The sequence below is a fragment of the Psychrobacillus soli genome (assembly GCF_006861775.1).
GTDB lineage: Bacteria > Bacillota > Bacilli > Bacillales_A > Planococcaceae > Psychrobacillus > Psychrobacillus soli.
Window position 1 is genome coordinate 24773 of record NZ_VDGG01000004.1, and the last position, 14102, is coordinate 38874.

At 40.5% G+C, this 14102-nt stretch carries 12 protein-coding genes; all 12 read left to right on the forward strand.

Features of this window, described 5'->3' with window-relative positions; translation table 11 throughout:
* Positions 1–2 precede the first annotated feature (2 nt).
* The 12 genes from FG383_RS02670 to FG383_RS02725 all read left to right on the forward strand — a co-directional run bounded on the left by FG383_RS02670 (position 3) and on the right by FG383_RS02725 (position 14099).
* On the forward strand, positions 3–1199 hold the full coding sequence (locus FG383_RS02670; RefSeq protein ID WP_142605307.1) for a thiolase family protein: 1197 nt from the start codon (positions 3–5) through the stop codon (positions 1197–1199).
* Between the two features lie 30 nt (positions 1200–1229).
* Positions 1230–2384 carry an acyl-CoA dehydrogenase family protein gene (locus FG383_RS02675; RefSeq protein ID WP_185907827.1) on the forward strand — a complete coding sequence of 385 codons (1155 nt, stop codon included), beginning with the start codon at positions 1230–1232 and terminating at the stop codon, positions 2382–2384.
* Positions 2385–2405: 21 nt separating this feature from the next.
* Complete coding sequence (gene menB / locus FG383_RS02680; RefSeq protein WP_246096824.1) at positions 2406–3245, forward strand: 1,4-dihydroxy-2-naphthoyl-CoA synthase; 840 nt, start codon at positions 2406–2408, stop codon at positions 3243–3245.
* A 15-nt stretch (positions 3246–3260) separates the two neighbouring features.
* Complete coding sequence (locus tag FG383_RS02685) at positions 3261–4892, forward strand: AMP-binding protein (protein WP_142605308.1); 1632 nt, start codon at positions 3261–3263, stop codon at positions 4890–4892.
* Between the two features lie 18 nt (positions 4893–4910).
* Positions 4911–5657 carry an SDR family NAD(P)-dependent oxidoreductase gene (locus FG383_RS02690; RefSeq protein WP_246096825.1) on the forward strand — a complete coding sequence of 249 codons (747 nt, stop codon included), beginning with the start codon at positions 4911–4913 and terminating at the stop codon, positions 5655–5657.
* Positions 5658–5729: 72 nt separating this feature from the next.
* Positions 5730–6482, forward strand: coding sequence for an SDR family NAD(P)-dependent oxidoreductase (locus FG383_RS02695; RefSeq protein WP_142605310.1), 753 nt, complete (start codon positions 5730–5732; stop codon positions 6480–6482).
* Between the two features lie 159 nt (positions 6483–6641).
* Positions 6642–8804, forward strand: coding sequence for a heterodisulfide reductase-related iron-sulfur binding cluster (locus FG383_RS02700; protein WP_142605311.1), 2163 nt, complete (start codon positions 6642–6644; stop codon positions 8802–8804).
* A 168-nt stretch (positions 8805–8972) separates the two neighbouring features.
* Positions 8973–10181 (forward strand): acetyl-CoA C-acetyltransferase, encoded by a 1209-nt coding sequence (locus tag FG383_RS02705; protein WP_142605312.1) that lies wholly within the window; start codon positions 8973–8975, stop codon positions 10179–10181.
* Positions 10178–11029, forward strand: a complete 852-nt coding sequence (locus FG383_RS02710) for a 3-hydroxybutyryl-CoA dehydrogenase (protein WP_142605313.1) — start codon at positions 10178–10180, stop codon at positions 11027–11029. Before FG383_RS02705 ends, FG383_RS02710 begins: the two co-directional genes overlap by 4 nt.
* 13 nt (positions 11030–11042) lie before the next feature.
* Entirely contained in the window at positions 11043–12179 is a 1137-nt protein-coding gene (locus FG383_RS02715) for an acyl-CoA dehydrogenase (protein WP_142605314.1), read from the forward strand.
* Between the two features lie 150 nt (positions 12180–12329).
* Entirely contained in the window at positions 12330–13469 is a 1140-nt protein-coding gene (locus FG383_RS02720; protein ID WP_142605315.1) for an acyl-CoA dehydrogenase, read from the forward strand.
* Between the two features lie 9 nt (positions 13470–13478).
* A complete protein-coding gene (locus FG383_RS02725; RefSeq protein WP_142605316.1) occupies positions 13479–14099 on the forward strand; it encodes a TetR/AcrR family transcriptional regulator in 621 nt (206 codons plus the stop codon).
* The last annotated feature ends 3 nt before the right edge of the window (positions 14100–14102 follow it).

Sequence of the window (14102 nt, forward strand, 5' to 3'; positions counted from 1 at the left end):
GGATGAGAGACGTTTACATTGTAGAAGGGGTTCGCACTGCTATTGGGAAACTTGGTGGGGCTTTTAAAGAAGTGCAAGCGGATTTACTAGCAGCAAAAGTCATTCGAGGGCTATTAGAAAAAACAAACCCATCTATTGAAGTAGATGAAGTGATTTTAGGACAAGCAAGACAAAGCGCAGATGCAGCAAATATTGCACGAGTTGCAGCGCTACATGCGAAGCTAGGAGAAGACGTTACGGGATACACCGTACACAGACAATGTGGCTCCGGCTTACAGGCGATTAATAACGCTGCGCAGCAAATAGCACTCGGTTTACAGGATGTTGTCATCGCAGGTGGTACGGAGAGTTTAAGCAATGCACCGTACTATTTACGAAATGCAAGATACGGATTTAATGTAGGAAACGGTGTGTTATGTGATCCGAACACAGAGAGCCAAATCCACTCGCAACCAATCGATCAATACGGCACGTTCACTATGGGCTATACAGCTGAAAATCTAGCAGAAAAATACAATATTTCGAGAGAAGCACAAGATGAATTTGCACTCCGTAGTCAGCATTTAGCATTACAAGCAATTGCGGAAGGTCGCTTTGAAGAGGAAATTATCCCGTATGAGATAAAAACACGAAAATTGACTGTGCAAGTCGCAGTAGATGAGCATCCACGTCAAACATCACTCGATTCGCTTAGTAATTTAAAGGCTGTTTTTAAAGAAGGTGGAACAGTAACAGCAGGTAACTCAAGTGGTAGAAATGATGGTGCTTCGGCATTACTGCTTATGACGAAAGAAAAGCTGGAAGCGTACCGTTTACAAGCGAAGGCGAAAATCATTGCACAAGCAGTTGCAGGTGTTTCACCAGAACTAATGGGAATTGGCCCAGTACTATCTACGCAAAAAGCGTTAAAACAAGCAAACTTGACGATCCAAGATATAGATGTAATTGAACTGAATGAAGCATTTGCTGCACAAGCTTTAGCCGTTATACAAGAAGCAGGCATGGAGCTAGACAAAGTAAATGTTAACGGCGGAGCAATTGCGCTTGGTCACCCTATTGGAGCAACAGGTGCAATTTTAACGACAAAACTTATATATGAATTACAAAGACAAAAGGCTCGATACGGATTAGTGACATTATGTATTGGCGGGGGACAAGGGATTACGACTATTATAGAAAACTGCCAGTATTCAAACTAAAATACGTAGACAAAAAAGGGGAATTTACGCATGTTGAATTTTGAATTTTCAGAAGAACAGGAGCAGTTCCGAAAGATTTTACGGGATTTTGCCAAAGAAGAACTGCTGCCTCATTATACGAAATGGGATCGTGAAGGCATCACACCTAGACATCTATGGAAAAGACTTGGCGATTTAGGGGTCAATGGTCTACGTATTCCAGAAGAGTATGGTGGCAGCGGAGCTGATTGTGTCACAACAGGTATCGCAGCAGAAGAAATTGGAAGAGGCGATTTTAACTTAACGTATGCAGTTATGCTAAATGCCTTAATCGGTGAAATTATTGCCAAGCATGGTAGTGCAGATTTAAAAGGAGAATGGCTCCCTCAAATTGCGAGCGGCGACAAAATCGTCGGTATCGCTATTACGGAACCTTCTGCAGGAACAGATGCTGGTGGAATCCAATCGACAGCAAAATTAGAAGGCAACTATTACGTATTGAATGGAGAAAAATCGGGCATCAGCGTAGCCACTTGCGGCGATGCATTTATCATTTTTGCTAAAACAGATCCATCACTTGGCAATAAAGGAATTAGCGCATTTTTGGTGCCAGCTGAGTTGGATGGACTAGAAACAAAGGGTTATGAAGATATGGGGAATATTCCAATTGGCCGCGGTTCCCTTTATATGAATGATGTGAAAGTCCCGGTTTCTAACTTGATCGGTAGTGAAAACAAAGGGTTTTCGCAAGTGATGAATGGCTTCGATTTAAGCCGCTTATTAATCGGCTTGCAATGCGTAGGAACGGCGATGCAAAGTATTGACGAGACGATTGAGCATGTAAAAATTAGAAAATCATTTGGTCGTCCATTAGCAACTTACCAAGCAGTATCATTTTCCTTAGTGACGCATTTTACTCAACTAGAACTTATTAAATGGCAAGCATACCGAGGATTATGGCTCCGAGATAAAAATTTAGATCATTCCAAAGAATCTTCTAGCGTAAAATGGCTTGGCCCAAAATATAGTGTAGAAGCAATCCATGAATGTTTATTGTTAAATGGTCACTATGCATATACGAAAGAAATGCCTTTAGAGCAACGTTTGCGTGATGTAATTGGATTAGAAATTGGAGATGGTACAGCACAAGCAAACCAAATGGTCATTGCAAAAGGCATTATTGGAAAAGAGTTCCGTACTTACTAAATAGCGAAGGGGATATGAAAAATGGAAACGACAAAAAACACAACTGGAAGCGTAGCACAAATTGATTTGACGGATATTTTATATGAAAAAAACGACGGAATCGCTAAAATTACGATCAATCGACCAGCGGTTTATAACGCATTTCGTGCACAGACGATTCAGCAGCTTATTTGGGCTTTTCGTGATGCATGGGACGATTTGCGAATTGGAGCGGTAATTCTGACAGGTGCGGGTGAAAAGGCTTTTTGTGTTGGGGGTGACCAAAAAGAAAAAGGGAATGAAGGCGGTTATGATTATTCAGGTGGTCTAGGCGGAGGAATCGGTCTTGAAATAGAATCACTACACCAAGTAATTCGCAATATTCCAAAGCCTGTTATTGCTGCTGTAAATGGGTTTGCAATTGGCGGGGGACATGTATTACATGTAATTTGTGATTTAACCATTGCTGCAGATACAGCGAAGTTTGGTCAAAGTGGACCAAAAGTCGGGAGTTATGATGCTGGTTTTGGTTCTGCCTACTTAGCACGTATTGTTGGGGAAAAGAAAGCACGTGAAATTTGGTATTTATGTGAACAATATACAGCAGAAGAATGTAGGGAAATGGGACTTGTTAATAAAGTCGTGCCTGCTAATGAATTGCAACAAGCGGCTCAAGAATGGGCAGAAAAGATTTTACAAAAAAGTCCAACAGCTATTCAAATGCTTAAATATTCATTCAATGCGGATAGTGCCAACATACAAGGTATTTCTCAACTTGCAATGGGTAGTTTAGCGATGTTTTATAACACACCAGAATCGAATGAAGGAAAAGAAGCATTTTTAGAAAAACGACCAGTCAACTTCAATAAATTCCGTGGATAAATAAGGAGGAAAAGGATGAAACTCGAAACGTTATTAACTGCGAATCTGATAGATGGGTATCAATCTGTTTGGCCGTATAAAACGATTTTGAATTACTTGAACGATGCAATCGAAAAGTATCCACAGAAAGTTGCAATTATTGATAAAAATTCTCGTTATACATACGAGGAATTGGGCAAAATGGTCGACCGAGTAGCATTAGGTTTATTAGAACTAGGCATTGAAAAAGGCGATGTTGTATCTATTCAACTGCCAAACTGGAACGAATTTATCATATTACACTACGCTATTACTCGAATTGGAGCTATTACGAACCCACTTATTCCAATCTATCGAGAACGTGAAATTTCCTATATGGTTGGGGCGGTAGAATCGAAAGTACTTATTATTCCAGCAAAGTTCCGTAATTATGATTACGTACAAATGGTGCAAACGATTCGACCGAAATTACCGTCGTTAAAGCATTTGTTTGTTATTGGCGACGATATTCCGAGTGATGCACAACCCTTAAGTTATTTATTTGATACCGAATGGGAAACGAAGAGAGATCCTGCCATTTTAAATGATATTCACCACGATCCAAATGATGTAACCGAAATTATTTTCACATCAGGTACAACGGGTAATCCGAAAGGGGTTATGCATACGCATAATACACTATGCGTGTCGACTAACTTTTGGATTGAACGTTTACAGTTAACAAGTGAGGACGTCATGTTTATGGCTTCTACTTTTGCACATCAGACAGGATTTGGATATGGCGTTCGCTTACCAACACATATTGGTGGAACAGCAGTGTATCAAGATATATGGAATCCCCAAGAGTTTTTACGACTAGTAGATAAGGAAAAAATTACGTTTACAGCTGGTGCAACGCCATTTTTGCAAGATACAATCCAATCACCCGATATAGGGCAATATAATTTAGAGTCATTGCGTGCATTCGTAGCAATTGGTGCACCGATACCACGTGCACTTATACGAAAAGCAGCGGATATCGTCAGCTTTTCCATACTATCCGGATGGGGTCAAACAGAAGATGGGCTTGTGACACTCACTAAGTTGAACGATTCGGAAGAAAAATTAACAAATACAGACGGCGTTGCTCTTCCAAGTATGGCCGTGAAAGTCGTGGATGCGGATTTCAATGATCTACCCGCAAACGTTGAAGGGAGCTTACTTTGTAAAGGCCCAGCTCTGTTTGTCGGTTATTTAAAACAAATGGAACAAACGCTTTCGGAATTCCATGATGGGTGGTTTATAACCGGTGACCGCGCAATTATGGATGAAGACGGATACATTCGAATATCCGGACGGGACAAAGACGTTATTATTCGCGGTGGTGAAAATATTCCAGTCGTGTATATTGAAAATATTTTGTATGAACATCCGGATGTTGCAATCGCTCAAATTGTTGCGATGCCAGACGAACGCTTGCAAGAAAAAGCATGTGCTTTCATCCAAATGAAGCAAGGTACAACACCGCTCACACTAAAACTACTTCAAGTTTTCTTAGAAGAAAAAGGGGTAGCAAAACAGTACTGGCCGGAAAAACTAGAAATAATAGAGAACTTCCCGCAGACGGCAAGTGGGAAAATACAAAAGTTTAAATTACGAGAACTAATTACAGAGGATGTTACAAACTAACGTAAGGGGGAAATGAACATGACAAATAAAGTCGCTTTCATTACAGGTGCCGGACGAGGAATTGGTAGACAAATTGCATTAACACTAGCAGCTAAAAATATAACTACTATTGTGTCGGATGTGAACGATGCAAATGCAAATGAAACAGTAGCACTCATAGAACAAGCGGGTGGAAAAGCTTTTGCAGTGTATTGTGATGTGACTAAATTGAGCAGTGTAGAAGAAGCTGTACAAGAAGCCGTAAGTAAACTAGGTCGTATCGATATACTTGTTAACAATGCGGGATGGGACAAAATTGAACCATTCTTAAAAAGTGAGCCTTCTACATGGGAAGCGATTTTAAATATTAACCTATTAGGTCAAATTCATACGTGCAAAACGATTCTACCACTCATGATTGAAAATGGATACGGTAAAATCGTCAATATTTCCTCTGACTCTGGTCGTGTTGGTTCAAGTGGAGAAGCAGTTTATTCTGCAGCAAAAGGTGGAGTAATTGCGTTTACGAAAACATTAGCACGCGAAATGGCAAGACATAAAATAAATGTAAATAGCATCGCACCAGGTCCAGCGGATACACCATTATTTAAGGAAATTGGTGAATACAATGCAGGCATCGCGGAAGCGCTTATTAAAGCAATTCCATTTAGACGTCTTGCGCAACCAGAAGATATTGCAAATGCAGTAGCATTTCTATCTTCAGAAGAAGCAAATTATATTACAGGCCAAGTATTATCGGTCAATGGTGGATTGGCAATGGTGTGACATGAACAATCAACAGGAGCCAATTCTGACTCCTGTTTTTTTATATAGAAAGCTAGAAAGGATGATTGGAAAATGGGTAACTCACTAAATGGTCGCACAATTTTAGTAACAGGGGCAGCAAATCGAATTGGAAAGGCAATAGCTATTGCAGCAGCAAATGAAGGAGCAACTATTGCACTGCATTACAACCATTCTGCTGAACAAGCAATAATAACAGCTAAAGAAATAGAACAATTAGGGAGCCAAGTTGCTTGTTTTCAAGCAAATATCGCAAGTTTAGAGGATGTACAAAAGATGCACAAAGCTATAGAAGAACAACTAGGATCAGTGTTTGGTGTGATCAACAATGCAGGATACGGGCAAATGAAGTCTTTCTTTGACTATGAACCAAATGAATGGAAACAAGAAATCGATGTTTGCTTAAATGGAGTATTAAATTTAGCTTACACATTTGTACCATCTATGAAAGAACAACAAGAAGGCAAGTTTATTACGATTGTTGGCGATTCAGCGCGCACTGGTGATCGAAAACTCATCGTATCCGCAGCAGCGAGAAATGGAGTTATAAGTTTTATGAAGTCTTTAGCCCAAGAAGTAGGTCGACAACATATTCAGTGTAATACCGTCTCACTTGGTTTAATCGATCAAGATGACTTGCAGATAGGAGAGGATATGTATCGAAAAATTGTAAAAGGGTATCCGCTTCAACGTTTAGGCAAACCGGGAGATATTACAGGAATGATGCAATTTTTGTTAAGTGAGCAGTCTGATTGGATCACAGGCCAAGTGTTTTCGATCAACGGTGGTCATAGTATGTTAGGGTAATGGTGAAAAATAGAAGATAGAATTTAGATTATTCTTGAAAATAACCATTGACTGAATGCTCATTCAGTTTTAATATTAAATTAATTCTTTATTAATCTATTAGCCTAATGGTATTCTATGCATAACATCATTTTACGTCTTTAAGGGGGAGAGAATAAGATGAATCCATTGTTAATCGCTAACTGGGTGCTGTTTATAGCAGTTACTTTGTATGCAATCGGTTTGTTCGCCTATTTGTTAAAAACAAGGTATGCGTATATCAAACTTGGGAAAAAAGTGGAGTTTGAAGATAACGTGAAGGAACGACTCCGGAAAATTTGGGTGTATGTGTTCGGACAAAAGAAGCTGTTAAAGGATAAGAAAAGCGGAGCAATCCATGTAATGTTCTTTTATGGGTTTTTACTTGTTCAATTTGGAGCAATTGATTTCATTTGGAAAGGCTTAGCACCAGGTTCACATATGCCATTAGGTCCTGTGTATCCTGCTTTTACGTTTTTTCAAGAACTTGTAACATTTGTCATTTTAGTAGCAGTTGTGTGGGCATTCTACCGACGCTATATTGAAAAATTAGTACGTTTAAAACGAGGATGGAAAAGTGGACTAGTTCTCATATTCATCGGTGGGCTAATGGTTTCCGTTTTAGTTGGGAATGGTATGGGAATGATTTGGCAAGGGCACGAAGCAACTTGGTCAGAGCCGATTGCATCAGCTGTCGCAACAATTTTTGGAATATTGCCAACTGCAGCTGCTACAACTATTTTCTATATCATGTGGTGGGCGCACTTACTATTCTTACTAACATTCTTAGTATACGTTCCACAATCGAAGCACTTCCATTTAATTACTGGTCCTGCGAACGTTTACTTCCATCGCTTAGACAATGTAGGTAAACTACGTCCGATCAATTTTGAAGAGGAAGAAGACGAAGAAGCGGACGAAGAAGCAATGCCTTCGTTTGGTGTTGGGAACATTCATGAATTTACGCAAGCGCAAATGATCGATTTCTACGCATGTGTAGAATGCGGTCGCTGTACAAATATGTGTCCTGCAACAGGAACAGGTAAAATGCTGTCTCCGATGGACTTAATCATTAAGCTTCGTGATCATTTAACATTTACTGGAGCTGTAGAAACGAAGGCAAAACCTTGGGTACCAGCACTAGCATTCCAAGGAACAAAAGGAAACCAACTTGCAATGGCTGCTGGAGCAGAAGGGGCAATCATTGAAGACATTTATAGCCCATCACTAATTGGCGACGTTATTACAGAAGAAGAAATTTGGGCTTGTACTACTTGTCGTAACTGTGAAGACCAATGTCCAGTTATGAATGAGCATGTCGATAAAATTATCGACCTTCGTCGCTACTTAGTAATGACAGAAGGAAAAATGGATCCAGATGCACAACGCGCAATGACGAATATTGAACGTCAAGGAAATCCATGGGGCTTAAACCGTAAAGAAAAAGAAAACTGGAGAGATGCTAGTCCAGAAATTCATATTCCTACAGTGAAGGAAGTTTCGAAAGCTGGAGAAGAATTTGAATACTTGTTCTGGGTTGGTTCAATGGGATCATTCGATAATCGGTCACAAAAAATTGCATTAGCATTCGCCCATTTGATGAACGAAGCTGGAGTGAAATTCGCCATTCTTGGTAATAAAGAAAAGAACTCTGGAGACACACCACGTCGATTAGGAAACGAGTTTTTATTCCAAGAGTTGGCAACATCGAATATTTCCGAATTTGAAAAAGCTGGTGTAACAAAAATCGTCACAATCGATCCGCATGCATATAATATCTTTAAAAATGAATATAGTGATTTTGGTTGGAGCGGGGAAGTACTACATCATACAGAAATGCTGTACGACTTAGTCCAAGCAGGTCGCTTAAAGCCACAATATGCAGTGGAAGAAACGATTACATTCCATGATTCCTGTTATTTAGGTCGATACAACGATGTATATGACGCACCACGAGAAGTATTGAAAGCAATTCCTGGTGTGAAATTAGTGGAGATGGATCGTAATCGTGAAACTGGTATGTGTTGTGGAGCTGGTGGCGGACTAATGTGGATGGAAGAACATGTAGGAAACCGTATTAACGTTGCTCGAACAGAACAAGCGCTAGAAGTAAATCCAACTATTATTTCATCTGGTTGTCCATATTGTTTAACAATGCTTTCCGATGGTACAAAAGCAAAAGAAGTAGAAGAAACAGTTGGCACGTACGATATTGCTGAATTGCTAGAGAAATCTATTTTCGGGGAATTCACACCATCGAGCGAAGAATTAGAAGAGGAAGAAAAGGAAGCGATTGTTCAATAAATAGACATATTTATATTGCAAATAGTTTAACAGTTTCGTAAACTAGGAGTAACAGTAAAGGGAGTAGTCGATACTCCCTTTTTCTAACAAGATAAATTGAGCGAGCGTTCAGTCAACTTGTTTTTTATTTTAAAGGTGATGAAAGCGCATACAAAAGGGGTGGCTATGTTGACAAAAACAGTGATTTTGGATGGGGCACGTACAGCTTTTGGTAAGTTCGGAGGAGGACTAAGTAGTTTAACAGCTTCGGATCTTGGGGGAATTGCGATAAAAGAAGCGTTGACTCGCGCGGGTGTCGATGCTACAGATGTAGATGAAGTAATTATGGGGACCGTTTTACAAGCAGGGCAAGGGCAAATTCCATCTAGACAAGCGGCGACAAAAGCAGGAATTCCTTGGTCAGTGAAAACCGAAACGATTAATAAAGTATGTGCTTCTGGTATGAGAAGTGTTACTTTAGCTGATCAATTAATTCGACTTGGGGACGAAGAAATTATCGTTGCAGGTGGAATGGAATCGATGTCAAATGCGCCTTATTATTTACCCAAAGGACGATTTGGCCTTCGTATGGGAGATGCCCAAATAGTAGATGGCATGATTTATGACGGACTTTCTTGTTCATTCCATCCAAAAAAAGTGCATATGGGGACATACGGAAACTCTACTGCTCAAGTCTTTGAATTATCACGTGAGAAACAAGATGAATGGTCCTTTAGAAGTCATGACCTTGCTTTAAAAGCAATCGACAATGGGATTTTGGCCGAGGAGATCGTTGCAGTGGAAATACCTCAGCGAAAAGGAGAACCAGTCATCGTAAAAGAAGACGAAGCACCACGACGAAATACGTCTATCGATTCACTTGCGAAATTGAAACCAGCATTTGGTAGTGACGGAACAATCACGGCAGGAAATGCACCAGGAGTTAATGACGGGGCATGTGCAATCATTTTAACAAATGAAGAAAAAGCAAAAGAGCTTGGCAAAGAACCACTGGCGTACGTAATCGGGCATGCTGAAATTGCCATTGAACCAGAAAATTTCCCACAAACACCAGGAATCGTCATCAATAAATTACTTGATAGAACTGGAAAAAATCTAGCAGATATTGATTTATTTGAAATAAATGAAGCGTTTGCAGCGGTAGCACTAGTCAGCAGCCAAATTGCAGGATTAGATGAAGAAAAAGTAAATGTAAACGGTGGAGCAGTTGCACTAGGTCATCCAATTGGAGCGTCTGGAGCACGAATCATTTTAACGCTTGCATATGAATTAAAACGCCGTGGCGGAGGAATTGGAGTTGCAGCAATTTGTTCAGGTGGCGGGCAAGGTGACGCAATTATGATCGAAGTTCCAAAAACAGGGGGAAGTAACGCATGACAATCCAAAAAGTAATGGTAATCGGTGCAGGGCAAATGGGCGCAGGCATCGCACAAGTTTGTGCACAAGCCGGATTTGATGTGAAGCTAAATGATCGAGAAGAACAATACTACGAACGCGGCCTTCAAACAATTACAAAAAATCTTTCACGCAATGTGGAAAAAGGCCGCATGACAGAAGCTGAAAAGCAAGCAGTGCTAAACAATATTACGAAATCATTATCCATCGAGGACGCAAAAGATGTAGACATCGTAATAGAAGCGGCAGTAGAAAATATGGAAATCAAGCAATCTATTTTCAAGCAACTAGATGAAATTACACCAAAGCATACGATCTTAGCAACAAATACTTCATCGTTACCAATTACTGAAATTGCTGCTGTGACGAACCGTCCAGAACAAGTAATTGGCATGCATTTCATGAATCCAGTTCCAGTGATGAAGCTAGTAGAAATTATTCGTGGCCTTGCTACATCAGACGAAGTATATACAGCAATCGAAGAAATGACGAACAAGTTAAGCAAAGTACCAGTTGAAGTAAATGATTTTCCTGGCTTCGTCTCTAACCGAATTTTAATGCCGATGATCAACGAAGCAATTTATACGCTCTACGAGGGAGTTGCATCAAAAGAAGCAATCGATGATGTGATGAAACTAGGGATGAATCATCCAATGGGGCCCCTTCAACTTGCCGACTTTATCGGCTTAGATACATGTTTATACATTATGGAAATTTTACATGAAGGATTTGGTGATAGTAAATATCGTCCATGTCCACTTCTTAGAAAATACGTAAAAGCTGGTTGGTTAGGGAAGAAATCTGGTAGAGGTTTCTACATTTACGGGTAAAGGGGAAATTTAGATGGAGCTAAAGTTTACTGAAGAACAGCTTATGATGCGCAACATGGTCAGAGATTTTGCTAAAACAGAAATTGAACCTTTTATCGGTCGAATGGAGCAAGGAGAGTTTCCTCGTGAAATCATTCAAAAAATGGGGAAACTTGGATTAATGGGAATTACCGTTCCGGAACAATATGGCGGTTCAGCAATGGATTTTACAAGCTATGTCATCGCGATTAATGAGCTGTCAAAAGTAAGTGCAGTAGTTGGAGTAATTCTTTCTGTCCACACTTCGGTTGGAACAAATCCAATCCTTTATTTTGGCAATGAAGAACAAAAAAATAAATACATTCCGAAGCTAGCAAGTGGGGAATATCTAGGCGCATTTTGCTTAACAGAACCATCTGCTGGATCCGATGCAGCTGCATTGAAAACAAAAGCTGTGAAAAAAGATGATCACTATGTGCTAAATGGATCAAAGGTATTTATTACAAATGGTGGAGAAGCAGATGTGAACATCGTTTTTGCAACGACTGATCCTTCGCGGGGCTCCAGAGGAATTACGGCATTTATCGTAGAAAAAGATACGCCAGGATTTATTGTCGGGAAAGATGAAGAAAAAATGGGCTTGCACGGATCTAGAACCGTTCAGCTTACATTTGAAGATATGAAGATTCCGGTAGCAAGTAGACTTGGCGAAGAAGGCGACGGATTTAAAATTGCGATGGCGAACTTAAATACTGGTCGAATCGGAATCGCAACGCAAGCACTTGGAATAGCGGAAGCTGCATTTGAGGCAGCAGTCAGATACGCAAAAGAGCGTGTGCAATTTGGTAAGCCGATTGCTGCAAACCAAGGGGTAGGCTTCAAACTTGCAGACATGGGCACAGCAGTAGAGGCAGCTAGACTTCTTGTATACCGAGCAGCTAGCCTTCGTGACCAAGGACTTCCTTGTGGAAAGGAAGCATCGATGGCGAAACTGTTTGCATCCAAAACAGCAGTAGATGTCGCAATCGAAGCAGTGCAAGTATTCGGCGGATACGGCTACACAGAAGACTATCCAGTAGAACGCTATTTCCGAGATGCAAAAGTAACGGAAATTTACGAAGGTACAAGTGAAATCCAACGAATCGTCATTAGTAAATATTTAACGAATTGAAGAAATTTCCTGTAAATGGTTAAGGGCAACCAAATCAGCAGCGAAAGCAATCAATTCACATCTAAGAGCAACCAACTAAGAATCGAAAGCAACCAAATCATATAGAAGAGCAACCAAATCAGCAAAACTACCAAAAAGGCGGGATACACAATGAACTTTCAACTTTCAGAAGAACATGAAATGATTCGTAAAATGGTACGTGACTTTGCAGAAAATGAAGTAGCACCAACCGCAGCAGAGCGCGACGAAGAAGAACGCTTTGACCGCGAAATCTTCGACAAAATGGCGGGCCTTGGATTAACGGGTATCCCGTGGCCAGAAGAATACGGCGGAATCGGTTCTGATTACCTTGCATACTGTATCGCGGTAGAAGAACTATCACGAGTTTGCGCTTCAACGGGTGTAACACTTTCCGCGCATACATCACTTGCAGGATGGCCGATTTTCAAATATGGCAATGAAGAGCAAAAACAAAAATACCTTCGTCCCATGGCAGAGGGAACTAAAATCGGTGGATATGGTTTAACAGAAGCTGGTTCAGGTTCAGATGCAGGTGGCATGAAAACGACTGCTAAATTAGACGGCGATCATTACGTTCTAAATGGCTCTAAAATTTTCATCACAAATGGTGGAATTGCAGATACGTATGTAGTATTTGCAGTGACCGATCAAGAATCGAAGCATAAAGGAACGAGTGCATTTATCGTAGAAGCAGATTTCCCAGGTTTTTCTGTAGGGAAAAAAGAAAAGAAACTAGGTATTCGCTCTTCACCAACAACGGAAATTATTTTCGAAAATTGCCGTGTGCCTAAAGAAAACCTTCTAGGAGAAGAAGGAGAAGGCTTCATCATCGCAATGAAAACATTAGACGGCGGTCGTAACGGTATCGCTGCTCAAGCAGTAGGGATTGCGCAAGGTGCGCTGGATGCAGCAGTGGGATACGCAAAAGAGCGTGTACAATTCGGAAAACCAATTGCTGCAAACCAAGGAGTATCATTCAAGCTTGCGGATATGGCGACAGCAACAGAAGCATCCCGACTACTTACGTATCAAGCGGCTTGGCTAGAGTCTAACGGACTTCCTTACGGGAAAGAATCCGCAATGGCAAAATTAATGGCTGGTGATACCGCGATGAAAGTAACAACAGAAGCTGTGCAAGTGTTCGGTGGATACGGTTATACAAAAGATTACCCAGTAGAGCGCTATATGCGCGATGCGAAAATCACACAAATATACGAGGGAACACAAGAAATTCAACGCCTTGTTATTTCTCGTATGTTGACGAAGTAATAGATACCTATGGAAAAAAAGCATAAAGTACTAACGTCCATAAAAGATGAGAGTCTCGTTGAAAAGCGGCGTCATCAAATGATCCGTGCAGCGGTTACGTTATTCAAACAAAAAGGCTTTCACCGAACAACAACGAGAGAAATTGCAAAAGAAGCTGGCTTTAGTATCGGAACGCTGTATGAATATATTCGGACAAAGGAAGATGTACTCTATTTAGTTTGCGATAGTATTTATCATGAAGTGCATAACAAACTATCGAAAATTTCACTTCAAAATGGTACGACGGAAGGCTTAAAAACTGCAATACGACACTATTATGGAGTTATTGACGATATGCAAGATGAGTTTGTTGTTATGTATCAAGAAACAAAGTCTTTACCAAAAAGCGCATTGCAATACGTACTTACGAAAGAATTAGAAATGGTCGAGATTTTCAAGAAAATTCTTGTTGGCTGTAAACAAGCTGGGGAACTTGAGCTAACAGATGCACAAGTCAATCTGTATGCCCATACACTTGTCGTTCAAGGGCAAATGTGGGCATTTAGAAGATGGGCGCTCGGCAAAGAATATTCGCTCGAACAATTTACTGAATTGCAAATACACTTTGTACTGAAGGGGATGGGACAGTAAATG

Coding starts and splice junctions, on each gene's coding strand:
- FG383_RS02700 (WP_142605311.1), top strand. CDS start 6,642: ATGAATCCATTGTTAATCGCTAACTGGGTGCTGTTTATAGCAGTTACT.
- FG383_RS02690 (WP_246096825.1), top strand. CDS start 4,911: ATGACAAATAAAGTCGCTTTCATTACAGGTGCCGGACGAGGAATTGGT.
- FG383_RS02695 (WP_142605310.1), top strand. CDS start 5,730: ATGGGTAACTCACTAAATGGTCGCACAATTTTAGTAACAGGGGCAGCA.
- FG383_RS02720 (WP_142605315.1), top strand. CDS start 12,330: ATGAACTTTCAACTTTCAGAAGAACATGAAATGATTCGTAAAATGGTA.
- FG383_RS02685 (WP_142605308.1), top strand. CDS start 3,261: ATGAAACTCGAAACGTTATTAACTGCGAATCTGATAGATGGGTATCAA.
- FG383_RS02670 (WP_142605307.1), top strand. CDS start 3: ATGAGAGACGTTTACATTGTAGAAGGGGTTCGCACTGCTATTGGGAAA.
- FG383_RS02725 (WP_142605316.1), top strand. CDS start 13,479: ATGGAAAAAAAGCATAAAGTACTAACGTCCATAAAAGATGAGAGTCTC.
- FG383_RS02715 (WP_142605314.1), top strand. CDS start 11,043: ATGGAGCTAAAGTTTACTGAAGAACAGCTTATGATGCGCAACATGGTC.
- FG383_RS02710 (WP_142605313.1), top strand. CDS start 10,178: ATGACAATCCAAAAAGTAATGGTAATCGGTGCAGGGCAAATGGGCGCA.
- menB (WP_246096824.1), top strand. CDS start 2,406: ATGGAAACGACAAAAAACACAACTGGAAGCGTAGCACAAATTGATTTG.
- FG383_RS02675 (WP_185907827.1), top strand. CDS start 1,230: ATGTTGAATTTTGAATTTTCAGAAGAACAGGAGCAGTTCCGAAAGATT.